This is a genomic window from Geodermatophilus sp. DSM 44513 (assembly GCF_032460525.1).
Classification (GTDB): Bacteria; Actinomycetota; Actinomycetes; order Mycobacteriales; family Geodermatophilaceae; genus Geodermatophilus.
Genome location: NZ_CP135963.1, coordinates 826,359 through 851,267 on the forward strand (window position 1 = coordinate 826,359; position 24,909 = coordinate 851,267).

The 24,909-nt window shown below is 74.9% G+C and carries 22 protein-coding genes, 1 tRNA gene and 1 pseudogene; 14 read left to right on the top strand and 10 right to left on the bottom strand.

Going from position 1 to position 24,909, the window contains the following annotated elements; genetic code table 11:
- The first annotated feature begins 71 nt into the window (after window positions 1-71).
- The gene (locus RTG05_RS03875) at window positions 72-572 is read left to right on the top strand and encodes a DUF501 domain-containing protein (protein WP_208104782.1); all 501 of its coding nucleotides are present in this window, start codon (window positions 72-74) and stop codon (window positions 570-572) included.
- Complete coding sequence (locus tag RTG05_RS03880; RefSeq protein WP_166527532.1) at window positions 569-1,519, top strand: Ppx/GppA phosphatase family protein; 951 nt, start codon at window positions 569-571, stop codon at window positions 1,517-1,519. Before RTG05_RS03875 ends, RTG05_RS03880 begins: the two co-directional genes overlap by 4 nt.
- Before the next feature lie 4 nt (window positions 1,520-1,523).
- On the opposite strand, the gene RTG05_RS03885 is transcribed toward RTG05_RS03880, so the two are convergent.
- Window positions 1,524-2,717: a GNAT family N-acetyltransferase gene (locus RTG05_RS03885; protein WP_315912301.1), complete on the bottom strand. Its 1,194-nt coding sequence runs from the start codon at window positions 2,715-2,717 to the stop codon at window positions 1,524-1,526.
- Window positions 2,718-2,847: 130 nt separating this feature from the next.
- Complete coding sequence (locus RTG05_RS03890) at window positions 2,848-3,150, bottom strand: DUF4235 domain-containing protein (protein WP_166527534.1); 303 nt, start codon at window positions 3,148-3,150, stop codon at window positions 2,848-2,850.
- Between the two features lie 57 nt (window positions 3,151-3,207).
- Here RTG05_RS03890 and RTG05_RS03895 point away from each other — a divergent pair, with 57 nt between their 5' ends.
- From RTG05_RS03895 to RTG05_RS03910, 4 genes are all read left to right on the top strand, one after another.
- A complete protein-coding gene (locus RTG05_RS03895; RefSeq protein WP_166527535.1) occupies window positions 3,208-3,993 on the top strand; it encodes a uracil-DNA glycosylase in 786 nt (261 codons plus the stop codon).
- A 9-nt stretch (window positions 3,994-4,002) separates the two neighbouring features.
- Window positions 4,003-5,385: an NAD(P)/FAD-dependent oxidoreductase gene (locus RTG05_RS03900; protein ID WP_166527536.1), complete on the top strand. Its 1,383-nt coding sequence runs from the start codon at window positions 4,003-4,005 to the stop codon at window positions 5,383-5,385.
- A 5-nt stretch (window positions 5,386-5,390) separates the two neighbouring features.
- Window positions 5,391-5,464: transfer RNA gene (locus RTG05_RS03905), tRNA-Leu, on the top strand.
- 111 nt (window positions 5,465-5,575) lie between these two features.
- Window positions 5,576-6,460 (top strand): Bax inhibitor-1/YccA family protein, encoded by an 885-nt coding sequence (locus RTG05_RS03910; RefSeq protein ID WP_315912302.1) that lies wholly within the window; start codon window positions 5,576-5,578, stop codon window positions 6,458-6,460.
- A 217-nt stretch (window positions 6,461-6,677) separates the two neighbouring features.
- Here the strand turns inward: RTG05_RS03910 and RTG05_RS03915 are convergent, their stop codons facing one another.
- Complete coding sequence (locus tag RTG05_RS03915) at window positions 6,678-7,898, bottom strand: acetyl-CoA C-acetyltransferase (protein WP_166527537.1); 1,221 nt, start codon at window positions 7,896-7,898, stop codon at window positions 6,678-6,680.
- A 90-nt stretch (window positions 7,899-7,988) separates the two neighbouring features.
- Complete coding sequence (locus tag RTG05_RS03920; RefSeq protein WP_315912303.1) at window positions 7,989-9,020, bottom strand: SGNH/GDSL hydrolase family protein; 1,032 nt, start codon at window positions 9,018-9,020, stop codon at window positions 7,989-7,991.
- A 154-nt stretch (window positions 9,021-9,174) separates the two neighbouring features.
- Here RTG05_RS03920 and RTG05_RS03925 point away from each other — a divergent pair.
- A pseudogene (locus tag RTG05_RS03925) lies at window positions 9,175-10,443 on the top strand (DUF2252 domain-containing protein).
- Window positions 10,444-10,465: 22 nt separating this feature from the next.
- Here RTG05_RS03925 and RTG05_RS03930 read toward each other — a convergent pair.
- From RTG05_RS03930 to RTG05_RS03945, 4 genes are all read right to left on the bottom strand, one after another.
- Window positions 10,466-12,091, bottom strand: coding sequence for an SLC13 family permease (locus tag RTG05_RS03930; RefSeq protein WP_166527538.1), 1,626 nt, complete (start codon window positions 12,089-12,091; stop codon window positions 10,466-10,468).
- Between the two features lie 40 nt (window positions 12,092-12,131).
- Entirely contained in the window at window positions 12,132-12,590 is a 459-nt protein-coding gene (locus tag RTG05_RS03935) for a GNAT family N-acetyltransferase (RefSeq protein ID WP_315912304.1), read from the bottom strand.
- A gap of 212 nt (window positions 12,591-12,802) precedes the next feature.
- Window positions 12,803-14,788 carry a VWA domain-containing protein gene (locus RTG05_RS03940; protein WP_166527539.1) on the bottom strand — a complete coding sequence of 662 codons (1,986 nt, stop codon included), beginning with the start codon at window positions 14,786-14,788 and terminating at the stop codon, window positions 12,803-12,805.
- A gap of 1 nt (window position 14,789) precedes the next feature.
- Entirely contained in the window at window positions 14,790-16,244 is a 1,455-nt protein-coding gene (locus RTG05_RS03945) for a sigma 54-interacting transcriptional regulator (protein ID WP_315912305.1), read from the bottom strand.
- 83 nt (window positions 16,245-16,327) lie between these two features.
- On the opposite strand from RTG05_RS03945, the gene ilvA reads away from it, so the two are divergent.
- The 4 genes from ilvA to RTG05_RS03965 all read left to right on the top strand — a co-directional run bounded on the left by ilvA (window position 16,328) and on the right by RTG05_RS03965 (window position 21,749).
- A complete protein-coding gene (ilvA, locus tag RTG05_RS03950) occupies window positions 16,328-17,566 on the top strand; it encodes a threonine ammonia-lyase (protein ID WP_208104783.1) in 1,239 nt (412 codons plus the stop codon).
- Window positions 17,567-17,673: 107 nt separating this feature from the next.
- On the top strand, window positions 17,674-18,675 hold the full coding sequence (locus RTG05_RS03955; protein WP_166527541.1) for an ATP-binding cassette domain-containing protein: 1,002 nt from the start codon (window positions 17,674-17,676) through the stop codon (window positions 18,673-18,675).
- Window positions 18,672-19,481 carry an ABC transporter permease gene (locus tag RTG05_RS03960; RefSeq protein ID WP_166527542.1) on the top strand — a complete coding sequence of 270 codons (810 nt, stop codon included), beginning with the start codon at window positions 18,672-18,674 and terminating at the stop codon, window positions 19,479-19,481. The genes RTG05_RS03955 and RTG05_RS03960 overlap by 4 nt, the downstream gene beginning before the upstream one ends.
- Before the next feature lie 183 nt (window positions 19,482-19,664).
- The gene (locus RTG05_RS03965) at window positions 19,665-21,749 is read left to right on the top strand and encodes a M3 family metallopeptidase (RefSeq protein ID WP_166527543.1); all 2,085 of its coding nucleotides are present in this window, start codon (window positions 19,665-19,667) and stop codon (window positions 21,747-21,749) included.
- 163 nt (window positions 21,750-21,912) lie between these two features.
- On the opposite strand, the gene RTG05_RS03970 is transcribed toward RTG05_RS03965, so the two are convergent.
- Both RTG05_RS03970 and greA read right to left on the bottom strand, forming a co-directional pair.
- A complete protein-coding gene (locus tag RTG05_RS03970; protein ID WP_166527544.1) occupies window positions 21,913-22,242 on the bottom strand; it encodes an RNHCP domain-containing protein in 330 nt (109 codons plus the stop codon).
- Window positions 22,243-22,332: 90 nt separating this feature from the next.
- A complete protein-coding gene (gene greA, locus RTG05_RS03975; protein WP_089306333.1) occupies window positions 22,333-22,836 on the bottom strand; it encodes a transcription elongation factor GreA in 504 nt (167 codons plus the stop codon).
- Window positions 22,837-23,033: 197 nt separating this feature from the next.
- Between greA and mca the strand changes: the two genes are divergently transcribed.
- The 3 genes from mca to RTG05_RS03990 all read left to right on the top strand — a co-directional run bounded on the left by mca (window position 23,034) and on the right by RTG05_RS03990 (window position 24,865).
- A complete protein-coding gene (gene mca, locus RTG05_RS03980; RefSeq protein WP_166527545.1) occupies window positions 23,034-23,921 on the top strand; it encodes a mycothiol conjugate amidase Mca in 888 nt (295 codons plus the stop codon).
- On the top strand, window positions 23,918-24,247 hold the full coding sequence (locus tag RTG05_RS03985) for a hypothetical protein (protein WP_166527546.1): 330 nt from the start codon (window positions 23,918-23,920) through the stop codon (window positions 24,245-24,247). Before mca ends, RTG05_RS03985 begins: the two co-directional genes overlap by 4 nt.
- 93 nt (window positions 24,248-24,340) lie before the next feature.
- Entirely contained in the window at window positions 24,341-24,865 is a 525-nt protein-coding gene (locus RTG05_RS03990) for a phosphate-starvation-inducible PsiE family protein (protein WP_166527547.1), read from the top strand.
- Window positions 24,866-24,909 lie beyond the last annotated feature (44 nt).

Consider the following 24,909-nt stretch of genomic DNA (forward strand, 5'->3'; position numbering starts at 1 on the left):
CCGTTCCAGCACCTCACCAAGCTCGGGACGAGCCCCTGCAGCAGGGCCGTTCCAGTCCCTCGCCAGGGTCCGTGAGCTCCGAGGTGAGCCCCGCCGACCGCGAGGTCGTCGCCCGCCAGCTCGGCCGGCCGCCGCGGGCGCTGCGCGCGGTCGCGCACCGCTGCCCCTGCGGCCAGCCCGACGTCGTGCAGACCTCCCCGCGGCTGGAGGACGGCACGCCGTTCCCCACGACCTGGTACCTGACCTGCCCGCGCGCCAGCGCCGCGGCCAGCCGGCTGGAGTCGGCCGGCCGGATGCGCGAGTGGCAGGCCGAGCTCGGCACCGACCCGGAGCTGGCCGCCGGGTACCGCGCCGCCCACGAGGCATACCTGGCCGAGCGGGACGCCCTCGGCGTGCTGCCCAACCGCACCACCGCCGGCGGGATGCCCGACCGGGTCAAGTGCCTGCACGCGCTGGCCGCGCACGCCCTGGCCGCCGGCCCGGGCGTCAACCCGCTCGGCGACCGCGCGGTGGCCGGGATGGGGGAGTGGTGGGCGAGCGGCCCCTGCGCGCTCCCGGAGGAGGGCCGGTGACCCGCGTCGCCGCCATCGACTGCGGCACCAACTCGATCCGCCTGCTGGTCGCCGACGTCCCGCCGGAGGGGCCGCACACCGACCTGCTGCGCCGGATGGAGGTCGTCCGGCTCGGCCAGGGAGTGGACGCCACCGGCCGGCTGGCGCCGGAGGCGATCGAGCGCACCCGCGTCGTGCTGGCCCAGTACGCCGCCCAGGCCCGCGAGCTGGGCGCCACCCGGGTGCGCATGGTGGCCACCAGCGCCAGCCGGGACGCCGCCAACCGCGCCGACTTCGAGTCGATGGTGCTCACCACCCTGGGGCAGCTGCCGGACGTCGTCGCCGGCGACGAGGAGGCCCGGCTGTCCGCCCTCGGCGCCACCGCCTCGCTGGACGCCGCGGTCGCCGCGCACGGGCAGCCCGCCCCGCGCCCGCCGTACCTGGTCGTCGACATCGGCGGCGGGTCGACGGAGTTCGTGCTCGGCGACGCCGGTGGCGTGCGGGCGGCCCGCTCGGTCGACGTGGGCTGCGTGCGGCTCACCGAGCGGCACCTGCACGGCGACCCGCCGTCGGCTGACGAGATCCAGCGCGCCGAGGCCGACGTCCGGGCCGCGTTGGCCGACGTCGCCGCCGCGGTCCCGGTGGGGGAGGCGGCGACACTGGTGGGCCTGGCCGGCTCGGTCACCACGGTGGCCGCGCTCGCGCTCGGGCTGCCGGTCTACGACCCGGTGGCCATCCACGGGTCGCGCATCCCGGTGTCCGCCGTCCGGTCGGTGACCGCCGGGCTGCTCACCGCCACCCGGCAGCGGCGGGCCGGGTACGCGGTCGTGCACCCGGGGCGGGTCGACGTCATCGGCGCCGGCGCGCTGGTGCTGCGGGTGCTCATGGACGCGTTCGCCCTGGACGACGTGGTCGTCAGCGAGCACGACATCCTCGACGGCATCGCCCTGCAGCTCGCGCGCCCCTGAGCGGTCAGCCCCGGGCGCGCAGGGTGCGGACCCCCTGCATGACGGTGCGGGCGACCTCCCGCGCCCGTCCGCGCAGCGCCCGCCGGGCCAGGGACAGGACGGCGGCCGAGACGCCCGAGGCGGTGACGTAGCCGCCCGACCCCAGCGGCCCCGGCCGGGCCAGCAGGACCCGCTCGGCGGTGACGTGCTCCGGGCGCCAGTGCAGCTTGTAGTCCTCGCCGCCGCGGAGGAAGGAGTACTCCGTGAGGCCCAGCCGGGCGGCGAGCTCCAGGCCGCGGCTGACCAGCAGCACCGAGGTGTCGATGTGCTGGCGCAGCTCCGGGTCGATCCCCGGGAGGTAGTAGGACAGCTGCCGGTGACCGACGAGGTGCACCTCGCTGGCCACCAGCCGGCCGTCCAGGCGGTACTCGACGACGGCGGCCTGCCCGCGGTCGACCATCGGCCCGAGGGCCGCGGCGAAGAACGTCCGGAACCGCTCGGTCAGGTGCTCCGGGTTCCCCCGCCGGCCGGCCCACTGGGCCGCGTGCAGCCGGACCAGCTCCCGGACGGCGGCCGGCACGGCGACCGGGAGCAGCTCGGTGCGCTCGATGCCCAGCCGGTCGATCTTGGTCAGCTTCCAGCGGATCTTCCCGGCCGTCTTCGCCGGGATCCGCGCCAGGACGTCGGCGACCGGCAGCACCGGCAGGTGCAGGTTCAGCGAGGAGGGGACCCGGCGGGTCCGGCCCGGCCAGGTCCGTGTCCACGCGGCGGCCGCGGAGCCGGGGAGCACCTCGGGCAGGTCGAGGACCCGCCACCCGGGTACCTGCAGGAGCGCCTCGACCAGCCGCGGCCCGGCGTCGGGCACCCGTGGGTCCAGCAGGACGTCGGTGTGGTCGCTCAGCGGGCCACCCAGTGGGGCGAGGACCGGCACCGGGCCGCGCCGGCGGCGGTACAGCGGCGCGGCGGCGACCAGCCGGTCGCCGTCCCACACCGTGACGACGGCCAGCCGCCCGTCCGGGACGTAGCCGCGGGCCCAGGCGCTGGTCCAGGCGTGCGTCAGGAAGCCGGTCGCCGTCGGCGAGCGGCGCCACAGGTCGTCCCAGGCGTCGGCCAGGGCGTCGAACCCGGCGTGGTCGCGGGTGCAGGCGGGCGGCGCGGTGCGACCCGCGCCGACCGGGACGCCGGCACCGGCTCCGGACAGTGGCGTCGTCACGTCCACGTGCACACCCCTCCCCCGTCGGCCGCGGGGGCACGGGCGCCCGGGTCGCTGGCCGGGGTCCGAGGCTAGGTCGGCGACGCAGCCCGGACGACACCCGGAGGGGGGAGGTGCGCGCAGCCGTGGACGCGGGTCAGGGTGAGGACTCGTTCAGGCCGGGCGGCAGCTTGCCGGTGAGCCGCTGGTAGGCCTCGGCGGCCCCGCGGGCGGCCACCAGTCGGCCGGCCGCCACCGCCACGCCCGACACCGCGGCCCAGGCCAGCGCCTCTCCCCAGCCCACGCCCGGCGCGGCCGGGTTCTTCGGCGGGGTGGTGCCGCGCACGGCGTACCAGGCGGCGTCGCTGAGCTTGCGGACGGCGATCCCCGCGGGGATCGCCGTGCCGCTGCTGAGCAGCTTCCAGGTCAGCGGCGGCTTCTGCTTCTTCGTCCGTGCCACCGGGGGATCATCCCGCCCCCCGGTGGAGCGGCGCGCGGCGGATGGTCTGCTGGAGACGTGGCGACCGACGCGGCTGGTTTCCCGATCACCCGGAGCCCGGCCGGGGTGGTGCGCTCCGCCCGGGGCGCCCGCGACCTGGCGGTGCTCGACGCGCGGCTGTCCGGCTGCCGCGCCTGCCCACGGCTGGTCGCCTGGCGGGAGGAGGTGGCCCGGGTGCGGCGGGCCGCCTTCCGCGACCAGGAGTACTGGGGCCGCCCGGTGCCCGGGCTCGGCCCGGCCGACGCCCGCATCGCCGTCGTCGGCCTGGCCCCGGCCGCGCACGGCGGCAACCGCACCGGCCGGGTGTTCACCGGCGACCGCAGCGGTGACTGGGTCTTCGCCGCGCTGTGGCGGGCGGGGCTGGCCAGCCAGCCGACGTCCACGCACGTCGGTGACGGCCTGGAGCTGACCGACGTGCGCGTGTGCGCCGCCGTCCGCTGCGCCCCGCCGGACAACGCCCCGACGCCCGCGGAGCGGGACACCTGCTCGCCGTGGCTGGCGCGCGAGCTCGCGCTGCTGCCCCGGCTGCGGGTGGCCGTCGTCCTCGGCGGGTTCGGCTGGTCGGCGCTGCTGCCCGTGCTCGCCCGGGCGGGGTACGCCCTGCCCCGGCCGCGGCCGGCGTTCGGGCACGGCGTCGAGGTGGACCTCAGCGGGCCGCGCGGTCCGCTCACCCTGCTGGGCAGCTACCACGTCAGCCAGCAGAACACCTTCACCGGGCGGCTGACCGAGCCGATGCTCGACGCCGTCGTCGGGCGGGCCACCGCCCTGGCCGCGACCGTGCCGGGACCGGGCCCCCGGCTCTAGGCTCTCCCCATGGCAGAGCGACCCGTGGTCCTCATCGTCGGCGGCGGTTACGTCGGGCTCTACACCGCGCTGCGGCTGCAGAAGCGCCTCTCGCACGGCCGGGCGGAGGTCGTCATCGTCGACCCGCAGCCGCACATGACCTACCAGCCGTTCCTGCCCGAGGCGGCGGCCGGCTCGGTGGAGCCCCGGCACGTCGTGGTCCCGCTGCGCCGGACGCTGCCGCGCTGCCGGGTGGTCACCGGCGCGGTCACCGGCGTGGACCACGCCAGCCGGCGGGCCCGGATCGCCCCGATCGAGGGGGAGCCCTACGAGCTCGGCTACGACGTGCTGGTCATGGCCGCGGGCTCGGTGGCCCGCACGCTGCCGATCCCCGGGCTGGCCGAGCACGGCATCGGGTTCAAGAACGTCGGCGAGGCCATCTACCTGCGCAACCACGTGCTGGCCCGGCTGGACGCGGCGAGCTCCACCGACGACCCGGAGGTCCGCCGCCGCGCGCTGACCTTCACCTTCGTCGGCGGCGGGTACGCGGGCGTGGAGGCCTTCGCCGAGCTGGAGGACATGGCCCGCTACGCGATCACGCACTACTACCCGCGGCTGTCGAGGTCCGACATGCGCTGGGTGCTGGTCGAGGCGATGGGCCGGATCCTGCCCGAGGTCGACCTGGACATGGCCGCCTGGACGGTCCGGGAGCTGACCGCGCGCGGGATGGACGTGCGGCTGAACACCCGCCTGGAGTCGGTCACCGAGGGGTGCGTGGTGCACCTCTCCGACGGCGACGAGTTCGCCAGCGACACCCTGGTGTGGACGGCGGGCACCAAGCCCAACCCGATGCTCAAGGAGACCGACCTGCCGGTCGACGAGCGCGGCCGGGTCGTCTGCGAGGCCACCCTGCAGGTGCGCGGGCTGCCCGACGCCTGGTCGGCCGGTGACCTGGCCGCCGTCCCGGACCTCACCAAGGAGACCCCCGGCGCCACCACCGCCCCGAACGCCCAGCACGCCGTCCGCCAGGCCAAGCGGCTGGCCGACAACATCGTGCTGACCCTGCGCGGGCAGGAGCCGGTGCCCTACCGGCACGCCTACGCCGGGTCGGTGGCCAGCCTCGGCCTGCACAAGGGGGTGGCGCAGGTCTACGGCGTCAAGCTCAAGGGCTGGCCGGCCTGGTTCATGCACCGCACCTACCACGTCAGCCGGGTGCCCACCTTCAACCGCAAGGCGCGGGTGGTCGCGGACTGGACGCTGGCCACGGTGTTCCGCCGCGAGGTCATCTCGCTGGGCCAGCTGCAGGACCCGCGCCGGGAGTTCGTGGAGGCGGCGAACACCGGCCGCACCGGCTCGCTGCCGCCGCCCTCGGCGGAGGACAAGGCGCAGTCGGGTCGGCTCCGGGCGAGCTGACCACCGCCCCCGTGGCCCAACTGGCAGAGGCAGGCCCCTTAAAAGGGTCCCAGTGTCGGTTCGAACCCGACCGGGGGCACCGTCCGCACGCCCGTGCGGGTCGTCACACCCCCCGTCCGGGGGTGGCGGCGGCGTCCAGGAACGCGCAGGCCACCAGGAGCGTTGACTCAGACGAGTGGGGTGCAGGACCGTGGGCCCCACGACGACCGGTCACCTCGAGGAGATGACGATGCCCAGCCACAACCCCGTGTTCGGCCGGGGGATCCCCAGCGCCGGCTCCGGCCAGCAGTCCGCCCCCTGGGGCGGCGCGCCGCAGCAGTACGGGGCCCCGCAGTACGGCTACGGGACGCAGGACCCCTACGCCGCGCCCGCGCCGTACGCGCAGTCGCCGTACGCGCCGGCCACCACCCGCTACATGACGATGGACGACGTCGTCCAGAAGACGGGCCTGTCCTTCCTGGTCACCGTCCTCTCGGCCGCCGTCACCTGGGCGGTGTTCCCGCAGTCGCTCGCGCTGGGGCTGGCCCTGCCCGCAGTGCTCGTCGCCTTCGTGCTCGGCCTGGTCATCGCGTTCAAGCAGATCGCGAACCCGGTCGCCACGCTGTCCTACGGCGCGCTGTACGGCGTCGCGCTCGGCGCCATCAGCGAGGTGTTCGCCCAGCAGTTCGGCAGCGGCATCGTCACGCAGGCGCTGATCGGCACCTTCGGTGTCTTCGCCGGCATGCTGGTCATCTACAAGACCGGCGCCATCCGGGTCACCCCCAAGCTGACCCGCTGGATCGTCGGCGCGATGTTCGGGATCCTGGCGCTGGTCCTGGTCAACCTGGTGGCGAGCTTCTTCACCCCCGGCGGCCTGGGCCTGCGTGACGGCGGCCCCCTGGCGATCGTGTTCAGCCTGGTCGTGATCGGTGTGGCGGCGTTCTCGCTGCTGCTCGACTTCGACATGGCCGACGAGGCCATCCGCCGCGGCGCCCCGGCGAAGTTCGCCTGGTACGTCGCCTTCGGCCTGCTCGTCACGGTCGTCTGGCTGTACCTGGAGATCCTGCGGCTGCTGTCCTACTTCCAGGACGAGTGACGAAGGACCTCGCTGCCCCCCACGCCTCGCACGCGCAGGCGGAGGGCCCCTACAGCGAGGCCACACCACAGCACCACACACCGGTGGCCCGGTCCCCGCGAGGGGGCCGGGCCACTGGCCTGTTCAGGAGCCGTTCCGTCGCCGTGACCATCGGCAGGTCGCTGGGGCTCGCGGCGTGTCGAGCGACCACCTGCCGATGATCACGGCCGGCGTGCGTTCAGGAGAGGCGCTCGAGCACCATCGCCATGCCCATGCCGCCGCCGACGCACATGGTCTCCAGGCCGAACGTCTGGTCCCGGGTCTGCAGGCCGTTGATCAGGGTCCCGGTGATGCGGGCGCCGGTCATGCCGAACGGGTGGCCGACCGCGATCGCCCCGCCGTGCACGTTGAGCCGGTCGATGTCGATGCCCAGGTCGCGGTAGCTGGGGATGACCTGCGCGGCGAAGGCCTCGTTGATCTCGACCAGGTCGATGTCGCCGATGGCCATCCCGGCCCGCTGCAGCGCGAGCTTGGAGGCGTCCACCGGGCCGTAGCCCATGATCTCCGGCGACAGGCCGGTGACCGCGGTGGAGACGATGCGGGCCAGCGGCGTCAGGCCGAGGTCGCGGGCCTTGGTGTCGCTCATCACGACCACCGCGGCGGCGCCGTCGTTCAGCGGGCAGGCGTTGCCCGCGGTGACCCGGCCGTCGGGGCGGAAGACCGGCTTGAGGCCGGCGACCGCCTCCAGCGTGGTGCCCGCCCGCGGGGTGTCGTCGGCGCTGACCACGGTGCCGTCGGGGGTGGTGACCGGGGTGATCTCCCGCTCCCAGAAGCCCTCGGCGATCGCCTTCTCGGCGAGGTTCTGGCTGCGGACGGCGAACTCGTCCATCTCCTGGCGGGACACGTCCTTGAGCAGCGCCAGGTTCTCCGCGGTCTGGCCCATGGCGACGTAGACGTCGGGGACGTCGCCGTGCTCGCGCGGGTCGGTCCAGGAGTCCGCGCCGCTCTCGGCGGTCTTGGCCACCCGGGCCTCGGCGTCGTCGAAGACCGGGTTCTTCGTCTCCGGCAGCGAGTCGCTGTTGCCCTTGACGAAGCGGGACACCATCTCCACGCCGGCGGAGACGAACACGTCGCCCTCCCCGGCCCGGATGGCGTGCATCGCCATCCGGGTGCTCTGCAGCGAGGAGGAGCAGTAGCGGGTGATCGTCGTCCCCGGCAGGTGGTCCATGCCGAGCAGGACGGCGACGACGCGGGCCATGTTGAAGCCCTGCTCCCCGCCGGGCAGGCCGCAGCCGAGCACCAGGTCGTCGATGTCGGTCGGGTCCAGGGCGGGCACCTGGTCCAGGGCTGCGCGGACGATGGTGGCGGTGAGGTCGTCGGGCCGCAGTTCCTTGAGCGAGCCCTTGAACGCGCGGCCGATGGGGGAGCGTGCGGTCGCGACGATGACGGCTTCGGGCATGGGTCCTCCACGATGAGGGGATCCGGCGACCCTGTCGCCGGACGTCGGGACACCGGGGAACCTACTCTCCGGTAGGTCCGGGCCCCGCGCTCACCCGAGGGGCGGTCCCGCGGCCACGTGCTCGGCCTGCTCGGGGGTCGGGAGGTCCGGCGGGCGGCGGCGGCGCAGCCGGGCCCACGGGCCACGGGGCCCGGTGTCCGAGCCGCGCACCTCGGTGGGCAGCACCTCGGTGCCGGGCTTGCCGGCCGCGCGGGCCGCGGCCCGGGCCACCGGGCGGACGGTGTCGCGGCGCAGGTTGCGCAGCCCCCGGTCGGCCGCGGCCGGCCAGACGCCCAGCGAGTCGGCGATCGAGGGCAGCAGGACGGCGGCCGCGGCGGCGTACCCGGCCGCGCTCGGGTGGAACTCGTCGGCGCTGAACAGGTCGGAGTCCTCGGCGAACGACGGGCCGAGCACCGACCCGAGGGACACGGTGCGCCCGCCGGCCTCGACGACGGCGATGGTCTGCGCCGCGGCCAGCTGCCGGCTCCACCGCCGGGCCAGCCAGCGCAGCGGCCGCCCGATCGGGCGCACGGTGCCGAGGTCCGGGCAGGTGCCCACGACGACCCGCGTGCCGGCCTCGGTGAGCCGCGCGACCGCGTCCTGCAGGTGCCGCACCGAGACGGTCGGCGACGTGCGGCTGACCACGTCGTTCGCGCCGATCATCACCAGCGCGACGTCCGGGTGCTGGGGCAGTGCCTGCTCGACCTGGGCGTCCAGCTGGCTGGAGCGGGCGCCGGAGACCGCCAGCGGCACCAGGCGCACGGGGCGCTCGGCCAGTTCGGAGAGCGCGGCGGCCAGCAGCACCCCGGGGGTCTGGGCGGCCCGCTCGACGCCGAGCCCTGCGGCCGTGGAGTCGCCGAGGACGGCGAGCACGATGGGCCGCCGGCGCCCCCGCTGCCACCGGCCGTACACACCGGCGCCCCCGGGCGGGGGGACGCGGACGGTGCGCGACTCCACGTGCCGCCGCGCCGACCGGGCCTGCTGGCGGAGCACGGCGAGCACCCCCGCGCCGGCCAGGCCGAGCCCGCCGCCGCCGTACGCAGCTCCGGTCGCCAGCCGCCACGTCGTGGTCGCTCGAGTCACCGCCGCCCCGTCCCGTCGGTCGTGTGGGTGGACCTGTCCTGGCAGGCTAATCGCCGTTTACCGTCCTCCCGTGTCCTCATCCCTCGCAGGGGTCACTGACGGTGACCGCACCCAGCAGATCGTCGACGTGCTGGTCGACGCGTTCTCCGAGCTGATGACTGCGGACGCGGACGCCTTCCGGACCAAGTTCCGCAAGATGGCGGCCGACCCGTTCGCCTTCTACCGGGGCACGGCGTGCCTGTTCTACGCCGACGTCGCCGCGATGGAGGACCGCTGGAGCGACGAGCGGACCAGCCGGGTGTGGATCCAGGGTGACCTGCACGCGGAGAACTTCGGCACCTACATGGACGGCGCTGGGCGGATCGTCTTCGACGTCAACGACTTCGACGAGGCCTACGTCGGGCACGTCAGCTGGGACCTGCGCCGGTTCTGCGCCAGCTTCGCGCTGCTGTCCTGGCGCAAGGCGTTCGGTGACGAGGTCATCGCCGACCTGCTGCGCGGCTACCTCACCGGCTACCTGGACCAGGTCCGCGCCTTCACCCGCCTCGACGACGACCGCTCCTTCGCCCTCGTCCGGGAGAACACCGAGGGCGCGGTGCACGACGCGGTGCTGCGCACCAGCTCCCGCAGCCGGGCGGCCCTGCTGGACCGGATCACCGTGGTCGAGGACCACCGGCGGCGCTTCGCCGACGGCCGGCGCACCCGGCGGCTGGCGGCCGAGGAGCACGAGCGGGTGCTGGCCGCCCTCGACCGCTGGCGGGAGACCGTGCACCCGCCCCGGCGCCGCCGCGACGTCGCCTACGACGTCAAGGACGTGGTGGCCACCGGCGGCTTCGGCATCGGCAGCGCCGGACTGCCCGCCTACACCGTGCTGATCGAGGGCTACGACTAGGCGCTGGAGAACGACGTCGTCCTCTCCCTCAAGCAGGGTAACGTGGCCGCGCCCAGCCGGGTGGTGCGCGACCCGGCGATCCGGGCGTCCTTCGAGCACGAGGGGCACCGGACGGCGGTCTCCCAGCGGGCGCTGCAGGCCAACGCCTCGCAGTTCCTCGGCCACACCGAGATCGACGGGGTCGGTTTCGTCGTCCAGGAGCTGTCGCCCTACGAGGTGGACCTGGACTGGGAGGACCTCACCGAGCCGGAGGAGATCGCGCCGGTGATGGTCCAGCTCGGGCGGGCGACGGCGAAGGTGCACTGCGTCGGGGACGCCGACAGCGACCACACGCTGGTGCCCTTCCAGACCGAGGAGGCGGTCGTGGCGGTGGTCGGCGACCGCCAGGAGGAGTTCCTCGCCGACATGGTCGACTTCGCGCACTCCTACGCCCGGCGCACCCAGGCCGACTTCCGCCTCTTCGTGGACGCCTTCCGCGCCGGGGCGATCCCGGGAATCAGCTCGAGCGGCTCGCACCCGGAGCGGCGGTGACCCCCGCTCCGGCCTGGGCACGTCAGTAGGCGATCCCGAACACCCACACCGCCAGCGTCATGGTCGCCGAGGTGATCAGGACGATGCCGAGGAGGTTCAGCCACAGCCCGCCCCTCACCATCTGCGGGATGGTCACGTAGCCGGAGCCGAAGGCGATGGCGTTCGGCGGCGTGGCCACCGGGAGCATGAACGCGCAGGTGGCCGCCAGGGCCACGGGGATGGCGAGCAGCAGGGGGCTCAGCCCGAGACCGAGGGCGACACCACCGGCGACGGGCAGGAAGGTGGCCGCTGTCGCGGTGTTGCTCGTGAGCTCGGTCAGGAAGATCACCCCGCCGGCCACGGCCGCCACGAGGACCAGGACGGGCACGGTCCCCAGGGCCTCGACCTGGGTGCCGATCCAGTCCGTCAGACCCGAGTCGGAGAACTGCGAGGACAGCGCCAGGCCTCCGCCGAAGAGGAGCAGCACGCCCCACGGCAGCTTCACCGCCGAGTCCCAGTCCAGCAGCCGCACCCCCCGCCCGGCGCCGGAGGGGAGCGTGAACAGCAGCAGGCCGGCGAGCAGGGCGATGCCGGCGTCACTGATCGGCGGGGTCTCCACGAGGGCGGGCAGGAACACCCAGCTGGCCGCGGTGAGGACGAAGACCGCGAGGACGCGCTTCTCGCCGGCCGACATCGGCCCGAGCGCGTCGAGCTGGTCGCGGATCAGCCTCCGCCCGCCGGGGAGCTCGGCGATCTCCGGCTTGAACAGCACCTTCGTCAGCAGGAACCAGGCGGCCACCATCATCACCGTGGCGACCGGCACGCCGACGAGCATCCACTGCCCGAACCCGATGGTGATCCCGTGCGCCTCCTCGAGGTAGCCGGCGAGCAGCGCGTTGGGTGGGGTGCCGATCAGGGTGGCCAGGGACCCGATCGAGGCGGCGTAGGCGATGCCGAGCATCAGGCAGGTGCCGAAGTCCGATTTGATCACGGCGTCCTTCGCCTCGGCGCTCTCCGGGTCGACGTCCTGGACCGGCCCTCCCGCCGGCCCGCCGCCCGTCCGCGGTGCGTCCTCGCCCATGGTGGTCGCCAGGAGGAGCACCGAGACGCCGATGGGCAGCATCATCACGGCCGTCGCGGTGTTGGAGACCCACATGCTGAGGAAGCCGGTGGCGAGCATGAAGCCGGCGACCATGCGCACCGGCCTGGTCCCCATGACCCCGACGGTGCGCAGGGCGATGCGGCGGTGCAGGTCCCAGCGCTGCATGGCCAGGGCCAGGAAGAACCCGCCCAGGAACAGGAAGATGATGTCGTTGCCGTACTGCGCACCGACGTCCTCGATGGGGGCGTCGCCCAGGACGGGGAAGACGACCAGTGGCAGCAGGGCGGTGGCCGGGATCGGGATGGTCTCGGTCATCCACCACACGCCCATGAGCACGGCCGTCGCGGCGGTCAGCCGGGCGCCGTGGGCGAGGTCCTGCGGCATGACCAGGTAGACGAGCAGCGCCAGGACCAGGCCCCCGGCGAACCCGGCCCACCTGATCCGGTGGGTGCGCGGGCTGTCCGCCGGCGCCTGCTCGCCCGGGGACCGGTGGTCGGTCCCTCCCCGGCGCGGATCGGGGGCGGGGGTGCTCTCCGCGGGGCCGGGGACGGTCGGTCTCTCGCTCACGGTTTCCTCCCGGGGGACTGGCGGGTCGGCGTCCGGCACGTCAGGACCGTGACTCTCGCAGCTCCCTGACCATGCCGACGTGCGGGCCGATGCCGGGCTTGTCGTAGGGGGCGGTGACCACCGTGAGGCCGAACCGCTCGTAGAAGCCGGCCGCCGTGGTGCGGGCGTGGCACCACAGCAGGTCCCCGCCGCGCTCCGCGACCGCCGCGAGGCAGGCGTCCAGCAGCAACCGGCCGACCCCGGTGCCCCGGGCCGCGGGGTCGGTCGCCATGCCGCGCAGCTGCCACGGGGCGCGGGCCGCCCGCCACGGGCAGGGGGCGGGGGAGAGGCGGACGACGCCGAGCACCCGGCCGTCGGGCGCCCGCGCGGCCAGGTGCACGGTGTCCGGGTCGTCGTCCCCCGGCCACGCGACGTCCCCAGCACCGGGCCGCAGTACGGCGCGGCGCAGGTCGTGGGTGACGTCGGCCGGGACCTCCGCGACCGTGACGGGAGTGCTCACCCGACCAGTCTCCGCGACCCCGTCCGGGTCAGCGGGCCCGCCGCCCCCTCCGGGTGCGCAGGGGAAGGACCTGCTCCTCCCCGGCCCTCGCGGGCTCGGGCCGGGGCCCGGGAGCAGGCCTCAACGGCTACGCCGCCCCCTCCGGGTGCGCAGGGGAAGGACCTGCTCCTCCCCGGCCCTCGCAGGCTCGGGCCGGGCCCCGGGAGCAGGCCTCAACGGCTACGCCGCCCCCTCCGGGTGCGCAGGTAATCGGCCACCACGTACTCACCCAGCCGGTCGGCGTCGGGCTGGAACACCCGCCCGCCGGCCCGCTGGGTGATGTCGTGCACGAAGTGCACCAGCCCGGGCTCGGGGTCCAGGGCGAACACGTTGACCGTCGCGCCCGTGCGCGCGACGCGCTCCACCTCCGCGACGGTGCGGGCGATCGTCTCCGGCATCGGCGGCCAGCAGAAGAACGGCGTCCCGTCGTCCTCCAGGTGGGCGGTCGGCTCGCCGTCGGTGACCACCAGCACCACCGGCTCGGCGTCGTGGTGCCGGGCGAGGAACCGGCGGGCCAGGATCAGCCCGTGCTGCAGGTTGGTGCCCTGCAGCGTGTCCACGCTGAGCTCCGCGAGGGTCTCCGGGCGCAGCACCTGGGCGGTGGAGGAGAACCCGATGATCTGGATGGCGTCCTGGGGGAAGCGGGTGGTGACCAGCGAGTGCAGCGCCATCGCCGTCGACTTGGCCGCGCCCCACGTGCCGCGCAGCGCCATCGAGTAGGACAGGTCGACCAGCAGCGCCACGGCCGCGCCGGTGCGCCGCTCGGTCTCCACGACCTCGAAGTCCTCGACGGCGATCCGCACCCGGTGGTCGTCGTCCGCCCGCGGCACGTGCGCGGTGCGCAGGACGGCGTTCTTCACCGTCCGGACGACGTCCAGCGGCTGCTCGTCACCGAACCGCCACTCCCGCGAGCTGCCGGTGAGCTCCCCGGCCGCGCCGGCGTCGGCGACGTCGTGCTCGCCGCGGCCGGTCGCGTCCAGCTGGGCGAACACCCGGCGCAGCGCGGTCGCCCCGAGCCGCCGCACCGCCTTGGGGGACAGCTCGAGGCGGCCGTCGGAGCGGTTGAGGTAGCCCTGCCGCTCCAGCTCGCGCTCCATCTGGCGCAGCGCGGCCAGGTCGTCGACGGCCGGCCGGCCCAGCGCGCGCTCCAGCAGCTCCTCGTCCACGTCGGCCATCGAGGCGCCGGCGTAGCCCTGGGAGAGCTGGTTGGACAGCGCCTCCAGGTCGGCGAGCTCGGCGACCGCACTGGTGGCGTCACCCAGACCCAGGGACTGCTCGCCGTCGGGCACCTGCCCGCGCTGACCCCAGGGGAGGTCCGGCCGGGCCTGACGCAGGGCGTCCTGCAGGTGGGCCATCTCGCTGGCCAGCCCCATGTCCTGCATCGTCTGGGCCATCAGGTCGGCGAGCTCCGCGCGCTGCTCGGGCGACAGGCCGGCCATCATCCGCTCCTGCGCGGCGGCCCGGCGGGCCAGGGAGTCGATCAGCTCCTCCACCGACTGCGGGTCGTCCGGGAAGAACTGCCCGTGCTTCTCCATGAAGTCGCGGAACCGCTCGTCGGTGTCCTCGCCGCGGTTGTGCGCGTCCACGAGCGCGGACAGGTCGGCCACCATGTCCTTGACGGCCTGCATGTCGCCGGCGCCGGCGTTCTGCAGGGCCTGCTTCATCGACGCGAAGGAGCTGTCCAGCACCTCGCGGCGCAGCAGGTCCTGGATCTGCTCGTAGGCCGCCCGCGCCTCGGCCGAGCGCCAGTCGTACTCCTTCAGCGCCCGGACGGCGCCCGCGGTGTCCTCCGGCAGCGCGTCGAGCTCGGCCTCCTTGAGCCGGGCCATGTCGTCCGGGTCGGGGAACAGCTCCCGCCGCTCGGCCTCCACGGCGCGGTCCAGCAGCTCGCGGACCTCCTCCAGCGTGCCGTCCATCCGCCCCGCGTTGCGCGCCTGGCGCAGCCGCTCGCGCACCGACCGGCGCAGCTCGTCCAGGCCGCGGCGGCCGTCCATGCCACGGCGCAGCAGCTCCCGCAGCGCCTCCCGCACGCCGCTGCCGCCGAGCACCGAGTCACCGATCTCGTCGACCGCGCTGCCCAGGTCGTAGGGCGGGGCGAGCGGGTCCGGCCCGCCCCGCCAGCGCCCGTACCGGTGGCCCCGCCCGGGCCGCCTCACCACGTCATGCCCCGTACACGGTGCGGGCGCCGTCGGTGTCCTTGGCCAGCCGGCGGGTGAGGTAGAGGCCCTCGAGGGCGAACTCCACCGCCGCGGCGGCCTGCTCGGCGGACTGCTCGCCCTCCGGGACGCCGAGGCGGCCGAGCAGCTCGGCGAGCTTGGGGATGGTGCCCAGCTGGCCCAGCAGTGCGGCAGCGGGCACCAGCTCCCCGGACTCCACGGTCTCCCCGCCGGTGAAGTGCTCCTGCAGGCCGGTCAGGTCCAGCCCGGCGCAGCGCGCGCGGAAGGTCTGCGCGGTCGCCTGGCGCAGCAGGTGCTCCAGGACCTCCGTCTCCCGCTCGTCGTCGGGGTCGGAGCCGGAGTCGGCGAACTCGACCTTGCCGCGGCTGGCCGGGACGATGCCGGGCAGGTCCACCACCCGGGCGACCGGACGCGTCTCCCCGGCCACGGCGGCCCGGCGGACGGCGGAGGCGGCCACCGTCTCCAGCCCGGCGATGGCGAAGCGGGCGCTGACCCCGGAGCGCTGGTCGACGTGGCTGGAGTCGCGCACCAGCCGGGTGAACCGGGCGACGATCTCCACCAGGTGCTCGGGCACCAGCGGCTGCTCCACCATGCCGTCGCCGAGCCAGCTGGTGTCGGCCTCCTGGTCGAGCAGGCGCACCTCGTCGACCAGCTCGATCGGGTAGTGGGTGCGCACCTCGGCGCCGAAGCGGTCCTTGAGCGGGGTGATGATCCGGCCGCGGTTGGTGTAGTCCTCGGGGTTGGCGCTGGCGACCAGCAGCAGGTCCAGCGGCAGCCGCACCCGGTAGCCGCGGATCTGGATGTCGCGCTCCTCGAGCACGTTCAGCAGCGCCACCTGGATGCGCTCGGCGAGGTCGGGCAGCTCGTTGACGCTGAAGATGCCGCGGTTGGTGCGCGGCACCAGGCCGTAGTGCACCGTCTCGGGGTCGCCCAGGGTGCGCCCCTCGGCGACCTTGATCGGGTCGACGTCGCCGATCAGGTCGCCGACGCTGGTGTCCGGGGTGGCCAGCTTCTCGCCGAAGCGCTCGCTGCGGTGCAGCCAGCCGACCGGGGTGGCGTCGCCGTGCTCGGCGATCTGCCGGTGCGCCCACACGCTGATCGGGGCCAGCGGGTGCTCGTTGAGCTCGCTGCCGACCAGCACCGGCGTCCACTCGTCGAGCAGGCCGACCAGGGTGCGGATCAGCCGGGTCTTGCCCTGGCCGCGCTCGCCGAGCAGCACCAGGTCGTGGCCGGCGATGAGGGCGCGCTCGACCTCCGGGACGACGGTGTCCTCGAAGCCGACGATGCCGGGGAGGGTGGGCTCGCCGGCGGCCAGGCGGGCGAGCAGGTTGGCGCGGATCTCGGCCTTGACCGGCCGGGGGGTGGCCCCGCTGTCGCGGAGCGCGCCCAGGGTCGTGGGTGCGGGGGGAGCGGAGGCGGGAACGCCGGGGTCCGTCACCCCCGCCACGGTACGACGCCACCGGCCGCGCGGGCACCCGTCGGTCGCTGCCGCGCGGAGCCCGCTCCTGGGAGGATCGGCGCATGGTGGCTGGCGAGGTGCGTCGGGACGGCGTCGGTCTGGTGGGCGGATCCGACGTCGAGGCCGCGGCGGCGCTGCTGGACGGCGTCGTCCGCCGCACGCCGCTGGAGCACTCCCGCGCGCTGGCCGACCGGGTCGGCGGGCCGGTCTGGCTCAAGTGCGAGAACCTGCAGCGCACCGGCTCGTTCAAGATCCGCGGCGCCTACACCCGGCTGGCGCGGCTGTCGGCGGCCGAGCGGGAGCAGGGCGTGGTCGCGGCCAGCGCCGGCAACCACGCGCAGGGGGTGGCCCTGGCCGCGCAGCTGCTCGGCATCCGGGCGACGGTGTTCATGCCGGAGAGCGCGCCGCTGCCCAAGGTGGCCGCCACCCGCGGCTACGGCGCCGAGGCGCTGCTCGGCGGCGACTCGCTCACCGACGCCCTGGCCGCGGCCGCGGAGCACGCGCAGCGCACCGGCGCGGTGTTCATCCACCCGTTCGACCACCCGGACGTCATCGCCGGGCAGGGGACGGTCGGGCTGGAGGTCGTCGAGCAGTGCCCCGACGTGGCCACCGTGGTCGTGTGCACCGGCGGCGGGGGCCTGGTGTCCGGCGTCGCGGCGGCGGTCAAGGCCCGCCGTCCGCACGCCCGGGTGGTCGCCGTGCAGGCCGCCGCCGCCGCGGCCTTCCCCGGGTCGTTGGCCGCCGGGCGGCCCGTGCCGCTGGCGGCGATGACGACGATGGCCGACGGGATCGCCGTGGGGGCGCCGGGGGAGCTGACCCTCGGCCACGTCCGCGACCTGGTCGACGAGGTGCGCACGGTCAGCGAGGAGGACCTCTCCCGGGCGCTGCTGTTGTGCCTGGAGCGGGCCAAGCTCGTCGTCGAGCCGGCCGGGGTGGCCGCGGTCGCCGCCGTGCTCGCCGACCCGGCCGCGTTCCCGCCGCCCGTGGTGGCCGTGGTGTCCGGCGGGAACATCGACCCCGTGCTGCTGCTCAAGGTCGTGCAGCACGGCATGGCCGCGGCCGGGCGCTACCTGTCGCTGCGGCTGCGGGTCCCCGACCGGCCGGGGTCGCTGGCCGCGGTGCTGGCCGAGCTGGCCGCGGCCGGGGCCAACGTGCTGGAGGTCGAGCACGAGCGCACCGGCACCCGCCTGGGCCTGGGCGAGGTGGAGGTGTTCGTCGTCCTGGAGACCCGCGGCCCGCAGCACGCCGAGGAACTGCTCGCCCGGCTGGACCGGGCCGGGTACACGGTCAGCGCCGGCTGAGAGAGGACCCCTCTGCCCCCCACCGCTCACATGCTCGCGGCGGGCCCCTGCAGAGGGGCCGGGCGGTCGGCCGGGGAGTGTCCTCCCGGGGCGATAGCTTCCCGGCCATGGGAGACGCGGTGGTCGTCGAGGGCCTGGTGAAGCGCTTCGGCGCGACCACGGCCCTGGACGGGGTGGACCTGACCGTGCCGGAGGGCTCCGTCCTCGGGCTGCTCGGTCCCAACGGTGCCGGCAAGACGACGGTGGTGCGCATCCTCACCACCCTGCTGCGGGCCGACGCGGGACGGGCGGAGGTCGCCGGCCTCGACGTGGTGGCCGACGCCGACGCGGTGCGCGCCGCCATCGGGCTGACCGGCCAGTACGCCGCGGTCGACGAGTACCTCACCGGGTCCGAGAACCTGGAGATGGTGGGCCGGCTCTACCGGCTGGGCCGGCGCGAGGCGCGGACGCGGGCCGGCGAGCTCCTGGAGCGCTTCGACCTCACCGGGGCGGCCGACCGGCCGGCCAGGACCTACTCCGGGGGCATGCGCCGGCGACTGGACATCGCCGCCTCACTCATCGCCCGGCCCCGGATCCTCTTCCTCGACGAGCCGACCACCGGCCTGGACCCGCGCAGCCGGCTGGGCATGTGGGAGTTCATCGCCGACCTCACCGACGGCGGGACGACGATCCTGCTCACCACCCAGTACCTGGAGGAGGCCGACCGGCTGGCCGACCGGATGGTCGTGATCGACCGGGGCCGGGTGATCGCCCGCGGCACCGCCGACGAGCTCAAGGACCAGGTGGGCGGCCAACGGCTGGAGCTCACCGTGCGCGACGCCGCCGACCTGGCCGAGGCCGCGCGCCGGCTGCGCCCGCTCGGGGTCGACGAGCCGCGCTGGGACGGGTCGACGCGGCGGCTGTCCCTGCCGGTCAGCGGCGGCACCGACGCCCTCGCCGAGGCCCTCCGGGAGCTGGCCGCGGCCGGCGTCGAGGTGCTCGACGTCGGGTTGCGCCGCCCCGACCTGGACGACGTGTTCCTCACCCTCACCGGCCACGCCGCCGAGGACGACGACGGGACGGCCGCCGGCGCGTCCACCGAGACGGTCCCCGCGGGAGGTGCCCGGTGAGCTCGCTGGCGGCGACGCTGGCCGACAGCGCGGTCATCACCAAGCGCAACCTGATCAAGGTGCGGCGGGTGCCCGACCTGATCGTCTTCGCGACGCTGTCGCCGATCATGTTCGTGCTGCTGTTCCGCTACGTGTTCGGCGGCGCCATCGGCGGCCTGCCGCCCGGCGTCTCCTACGCGGAGTTCCTGCTCCCGGGCATCTTCGCCCAGACGGTCGTCTTCGGGTCGACCACGACCGGCGCGAGCATCGCGGAGGACCTGCAGAAGGGGCTCGTCGACCGGTTCCGGTCCCTGCCGATGGCCCGCTCGGCGGTCCTGGTGGGGCGCACGGTCGCCGACCTGGGGCTCAACGCCATCTCCATCGCGGTCATGGCGCTGACCGGCCTGGTGGTCGGGTGGCGGATCAACTCGTCGTTCGGCGAGGCCGTCGGCGGCTTCCTGGTGCTGCTGGTGTTCGCCTACGCCGTCTCGTGGCTGATGGCGGTGGTCGGGCTGCTCGTCCGGACGCCGGAGGTGGTCAACAACGCCAGCTTCATCGTGATCTTCCCGCTGACCTTCGTGGCCAACACCTTCGTGCCACTGGAGACCTTCCCGTCGGTGCTGCGCACGTTCGCCGAGTGGAACCCGGTGTCCGCGGTGACGCTGGCCTCGCGGGAGCTGTTCGGCAACGTGCCGCCCGGCTACCCGGTGCCCGACGTGTGGGCGCTGCAGAACCCGGTCCTCTACACGCTGCTGTGGACCGCGCTCATCCTCGCCGTCTTCGTGCCGCTGTCGGTGCGCCTCTACCAGCGGACCACGACGCGATGACATCGTCGGCCTACCGGCCGACACCGCGGCCAGGACCTGTCCCCGGCGCGCGTTGAGCCCCACCGTCGCACCCGCCGGCAGAAGGACCCCCTGCCCCCCACCGCTCGCACGCTCACGGTGGGCCCCTGCAGGGGGCCTGGGCCCGCCGACGGGCACGACACCTCAGTGACACAGTGGGCGGCGATGAGCGCCGTCCCCGCCTCCGCCGCCCTGTCCGCCGACAACCCGCTGTCCGCGCCGTCCCCGCTGCCCCTGCAGCTGCCGCCGTTCGCCGACCTGACCCTCGAGCACTGCCGCGAGGCGGTGCTGGCCGGGATGGCCGAGCAGCGGGCCGAGGTCGCTGCGATCGTCACCGCACCGGACGTGCCGACGTTCGAGAACACCGTCGTGGCACTGGAGCGCTCGGGCCGGCTGTACCGCCGCGCCGGCGCGGTGTTCCACAACCTGGCCTCCTCCGTCGCCACCGACCGGCTGCGGGAGATCGAGCGCGAGCTCGCCCCGCTGGAGTCCGCGCACGCCGACGCGCTGCGCCTGGACCCCGAGCTGTTCGCCCGCATCGACGCCGTGCACGCCCAGCGGCACGGAGTCGACGGAGAGGGCCGGACCCTCGACGCGGAGGCCGTCCGGCTGGTGGAGCGCTACCACCTGGACTTCGTGCTCTCCGGTGCCCGGCTGGACGCCGACGGCCGCGACCGGCTCACCGGGCTGAACCGGGAGCTGTCGGAGCTGTCGACGACCTTCGGGCAGAACCTGCAGCTGGCCAGCGAGGCGGCGGCCGTGCTGGTTGGCGACGCCGCCGAGCTCGACGGCCTCACCGAGGCCGAGGTCGCCGCGGCGGCCCGCGCCGCCGCCGACCGTGGCGTGGACGGCTTCCTGCTCCCGCTGCTGCTGCCCACCGGGCAGCCGGTGCTGGCCAAGCTGCGCGACCGGCGGCTGCGGCGGCGGGTGTTCGAGGCCTCGGTGGGCCGGGCGTCCGGCGGCGCGCACGACAACGGCCCGGTCGCGGTGCGCATCGCCCGGGTCCGTGCCGAGCGGGCCCGGTTGCTGGGCTTCGCCACCCACGCCGACCTGGTGCTCGCCGACCAGACCGCCGGCAGCACGCAGGCCGTCGACGCGATGCTGGCCCGGATGGTGGGGCCGTCGGTGGCCAACGCGCAGGCCGAGGCCGCGGCGCTCGGCGAGGTGGCCGCCCGCGACGGCGTCGGCGAGCTCGCCCCCTGGGACTGGGCCTTCTACAGCGAGCGGGTGCGCGCCGAGCGGTACTCCGTCGACACCGCGGCGCTCAAACCGTGGTTCGAGCTGGACCGGGTCCTGGTCGACGGCGTCTTCGCCGCCGCCGAGCGGCTCTACGGCTACCGCTTCACCGCGCGGCCGGACCTGGTCGGCTACCACCCCGACGTCCGCGTCTGGGAGGTCACCGACGCCGCCGGCGCGACCATCGGCCTCTACCTCGGCGACTTCTTCGCCCGGGAGGGCAAGCGCGGCGGTGCCTGGATGAGCTCGTTCGTCACCCAGTCCCGGCTGCTGGACACCCGGCCGGTGGTGGTCAACAACCTCAACGTCGCCCGGGGAGCCGACGGGCAGCCCACGCTGCTCACCCTCGACGAGGTCACCACCCTGTTCCACGAGTTCGGTCACACGCTGCACGGCCTGAGCTCCGCGGTGACCTACCCCCGGTTCGCCGGCACCAGCGTGCCCCGCGACTTCGTCGAGTTCCCCAGCCAGGTCAACGAGATGTGGATGCTCTGGCCGGAGGTGCTGGCCGGCTATGCCCGTCACGTGGACACCGGCGAGCCGCTGCCGGCGTCCGTGGTGGAGGCCATCGAGGGCGCGCAGCTGTGGGGCGAGGGGTTCGGCACGCTGGAGTACCTGGCGGCCACCCTGCTCGACCAGGCCTGGCACCGGATCACCCCGGAGACCGAGGTCGGGGACGCGCAGGAGTTCGAGCGGGCCGCCCTGGAGGCGGCCGGGGTCGCCCACCACCTGGTGCCGCCGCGGTACCGGACGACGTACTTCCAGCACGTCTTCGCCGGGGGGTACGCGGCCGGCTACTACTCCTACATCTGGTCGGAGGTGCTCGACGCGGACACCGTGGAGTGGTTCCGGGAGAACGGCGGCCTGCGCCGGGAGAACGGCGAGGTCTTCCGCTCCCGACTGCTCGCCGTCGGCGGCTCGGTCGACCCGCTGGCCGCCTTCCGCGCCGTCCGCGGCCGCGACGCCGACCCGACCCCGCTGCTGCGCCGCCGCGGGCTGCTCGGCGCCAGCTGATGCGGCCACCGGGTGGGGGCCGGAGGCCTCCGGACGGTGAGCCGCGGGTGAGCTCAGCGCTGCGTCGGCCCCCTGCAGGGTCCCGCGGCGAGCGTGCGAGTGGCGGGGGGCAGGGGGTCCTTCTGGGCACGTGGCCGCGGTGCGGTCCGGTAGGACCGCAGTGTCACAGCCAGGGCAGGCCCAGCACGGCGTCGAGGTCGTCGGGGGCCTCACCCTCGCGGACCAGCCGGTTGGGCTGGCGGTGGCCGCAGGCCGTGCAGCGGTGCACCACCTGCCAGCCCTTGCCGGACTTCTCCACCAGCCCGACCGGCTCCATCGGCGCCCGGCACTCGCTGGCCCGGTCGCCGGGCAGGTCGTCGACGTGCAGCGACCACAGGCACACCGGGCAGTGGTTGCGGTAGTGCCCGTCGGTGTTCGCCGGCACCGCCGAGCCGCAGTGCACGCAGGCGAAGCCGGTGTTCTCCGCCCGCCGGGACCGCGCGGGCCGGGTCACCGGTCCTCCTCGTTGGCGCTCGTCGGCCCGGTGCCCCAGGGTGCTGTGTTCTGGTGTGACCTCGCACGCTCGGTCACGTGCGCGCCCGCGTCAGGGGACGAACGGCTCGACGGCGACGACGTCGACGGTGATGTCGCGGCCGTTCGGCGCCTGGTAGGTGACCGTGGAGCCCGGCGCGGCACCGAGGATGGCCGAGCCCAGCGCCGACTCCGGTGAGTAGACCTGCAGCCCCGTCGTCCCGGCGATCTCGCGGGAGCCGAGGAGGAACTTCTCGGTCTCCTCCTCGCCCTGGAACCGGATGGTGATCACGGTGCCGGTGGCGGCGTGCGTCGCGGTGGTGGGGGCGTTGCCGACCCGCGCCTTGCGCAGCAGGTCCTCCAGCTGGCGGATGCGGGCCTCCTGCTTGCCCTGCTCGTCCTTGGCCGCGTGGTAGCCGCCGTTCTCGCGGAGGTCGCCCTCCTCGCGGCGGGCGTTGATCTCCGCGGCCATGGCCGGGCGGCCGGCCACCAGCTGGTCGAGCTCGGCCCTGAGCCGGTCGTGCGCCTCCTGGGTCAGCCAGACGCCCTGCTGCTGCTCGTCGGTCGGGGTGGACACGGCAGTGCTCCTGAAAAGTCGGTGGCCGCCCCCCGGTGGGGAGCGGCCGCGTTCAGAAGGTCCAACGTAACACCGCCCGCCGGGTCGGTGTGCCCTGCGCACCCGGCGGTGCGGGCCGCAGGGTGGCGTGACGAGCGCCACGCGCCCCGGGTCGGCGGGCGAAGCGGCACCCGCCGTCACCGGTGGATGATGGACCGGTGACCGACGCGGACCCGTTGCGCCTGCTCGCCGTGCACGCCCACCCCGACGACGAGTCGAGCAAGGGCGCCGCGACCATGGCCAAGTACGTCGCCGAGGGGGTCCGGGTCCTGGTGGCGACCTGCACGGGCGGCGAGCGTGGCTCGGTGCTCAACCCGGCGCTGGACCGGCCCGAGGTCTGGCAGCGGCTGCCGGAGATCCGCCGCGACGAGATGGCCCGCGCCCGGGAGATCCTCGGTGTCGAGCAGGAGTTCCTCGGGTTCGTCGACTCCGGCCTGCCCGAGGGCGACCCGCTGCCGCCTCTGCCCGAGGACTGCTTCGCGCTGGTCCCGACCGAGCAGGCGGCGGCGCCGCTGGTCGAGCTGATCCGCCGGTTCAGGCCGCACGTCATCACCACCTACGACGAGCGCGGCGGCTACCCGCACCCGGACCACATCAAGACCCACGAGATCTCGGTGCACGCCTTCGACGCCGCCGGCGACCCGGACCGCCACCCCGAGCTGGGCGAGCCGTGGCAGCCGCTCAAGCTCTACTACCACATGAGCTTCTCGCTGCCCCGGCTGCGGGCGCTGCACGAGGCGATCCTCGCCTCGGGGGCCGAGTCGCCCTACGCCGAGTGGCTGGCGGGCTGGGACCCGGAGCGCGACATCTCCCACCGGGTGACCACGAAGGTGCCCTGCGCGGAGTACTTCGCCGTCCGGGACGCCGCGCTGATCGCGCACGCCACCCAGATCGACCCGGCCGGCCGCTGGTTCGCCTGCCCGCTGGAGGTCCAGCAGCGCGTCTGGCCGACCGAGGACTACGAGCTGGCCCGGTCGGTCGTGGACTCGACCGTCCCCGAGGACGACCTGTTCGCCGGCGTCCGGAGCGAGGTGGGTGTGCGATGACCGGTCTGGTCCTGCTGGCCGCGGAGCAGCAGCAGCTCCCCGAGGACGTCGGCAAGTCCGGCCCCATCGGTGCGCTCCTGACCGTGCTGATCTTCATCGCCATCCTGCTGCTGGTGCGGTCGATGACCACCCACCTCAAGCGGGTGCCGCGCAGCTTCGACACCGAGGACGACGGGCCGCAGGTCGTCGTGCCGGACACCCCGGCCGAGCTCATCGACGGCCCTCCCGCGCCCGGGCAGGACCTGCTGGACACGCTGCGGCGGGCGCCGCGAGCCATCGAGGGGCCCCGCCGCGACGACGGCGAGCCGGACGCCACCCGGGACTGACCCCTCGCAGGCCGCGGCGTCCCCGGACCCCTCCGGGTGAGGCGCCCACCTCGACCGGACACCGCCCGCCACCGTGCGGGTGAGGATGCCGGGATGGCCCAGCGACGGCACGACCCCGAGCGCGACGTGCCCCCGCCGGGGTTCGGGCGGGCCGGCACGCGCGCCCTGGAGATCGCCGAGAACGTCGTCTACGCCGGCATCGCCCTGCTGCTCGTGGTGGCAGCACTGGCGCTGCTGGTGCTGGCCGGGCGGACCGCGTGGACCCTGACCGGCGACCTCGCCGAGCAGCCGCTGCTGGAGCTGCTCGACGTGCTGCTCCTGGTGTTCATCGTCGTCGAGCTGCTGTTCGCCGTCCGGACGACGGTGGAGAAGCGCGAGCTGGTCGCCGAGCCGTTCCTCGTCATCGGCGTGATCGCCTCGATCAAGGAGATCGTCGTGCTGTCGGTCGAGGCGGCCGGCGTGGTGGGCGAGGGCGCGGTGTTCACCGACCGGATGGTCGAGATCGCCGTGCTGGGCGTGCTGGTCGCCCTGCTCGGGATCACCTCGCTGCTGCTGCGCCGCAAGGAACGCGAGCCCGACGAGGGCGAGGGTGGCACGCCGGAGGCCCGCGCGGCCTGAGGAGGTGCCCCGTCCGCTGTCGGCGCAAGCGGACCGCTCCCGGA

Excerpts from the sequence above, each read along its gene's own strand:
- RTG05_RS03900 (WP_166527536.1), top strand. The coding sequence starts at position 4,003 with ATGGCAGAGCGACCCGTGGTCCTCATCGTCGGCGGCGGTTACGTCGGG.
- RTG05_RS03915 (WP_166527537.1), bottom strand. The coding sequence starts at position 7,898 with ATGCCCGAAGCCGTCATCGTCGCGACCGCACGCTCCCCCATCGGCCGC.
- ilvA (WP_208104783.1), top strand. The coding sequence starts at position 16,328 with ATGGTGGCTGGCGAGGTGCGTCGGGACGGCGTCGGTCTGGTGGGCGGA.
- RTG05_RS03955 (WP_166527541.1), top strand. The coding sequence starts at position 17,674 with ATGGGAGACGCGGTGGTCGTCGAGGGCCTGGTGAAGCGCTTCGGCGCG.
- RTG05_RS03965 (WP_166527543.1), top strand. The coding sequence starts at position 19,665 with ATGAGCGCCGTCCCCGCCTCCGCCGCCCTGTCCGCCGACAACCCGCTG.
- RTG05_RS03985 (WP_166527546.1), top strand. The coding sequence starts at position 23,918 with ATGACCGGTCTGGTCCTGCTGGCCGCGGAGCAGCAGCAGCTCCCCGAG.
- RTG05_RS03990 (WP_166527547.1), top strand. The coding sequence starts at position 24,341 with ATGGCCCAGCGACGGCACGACCCCGAGCGCGACGTGCCCCCGCCGGGG.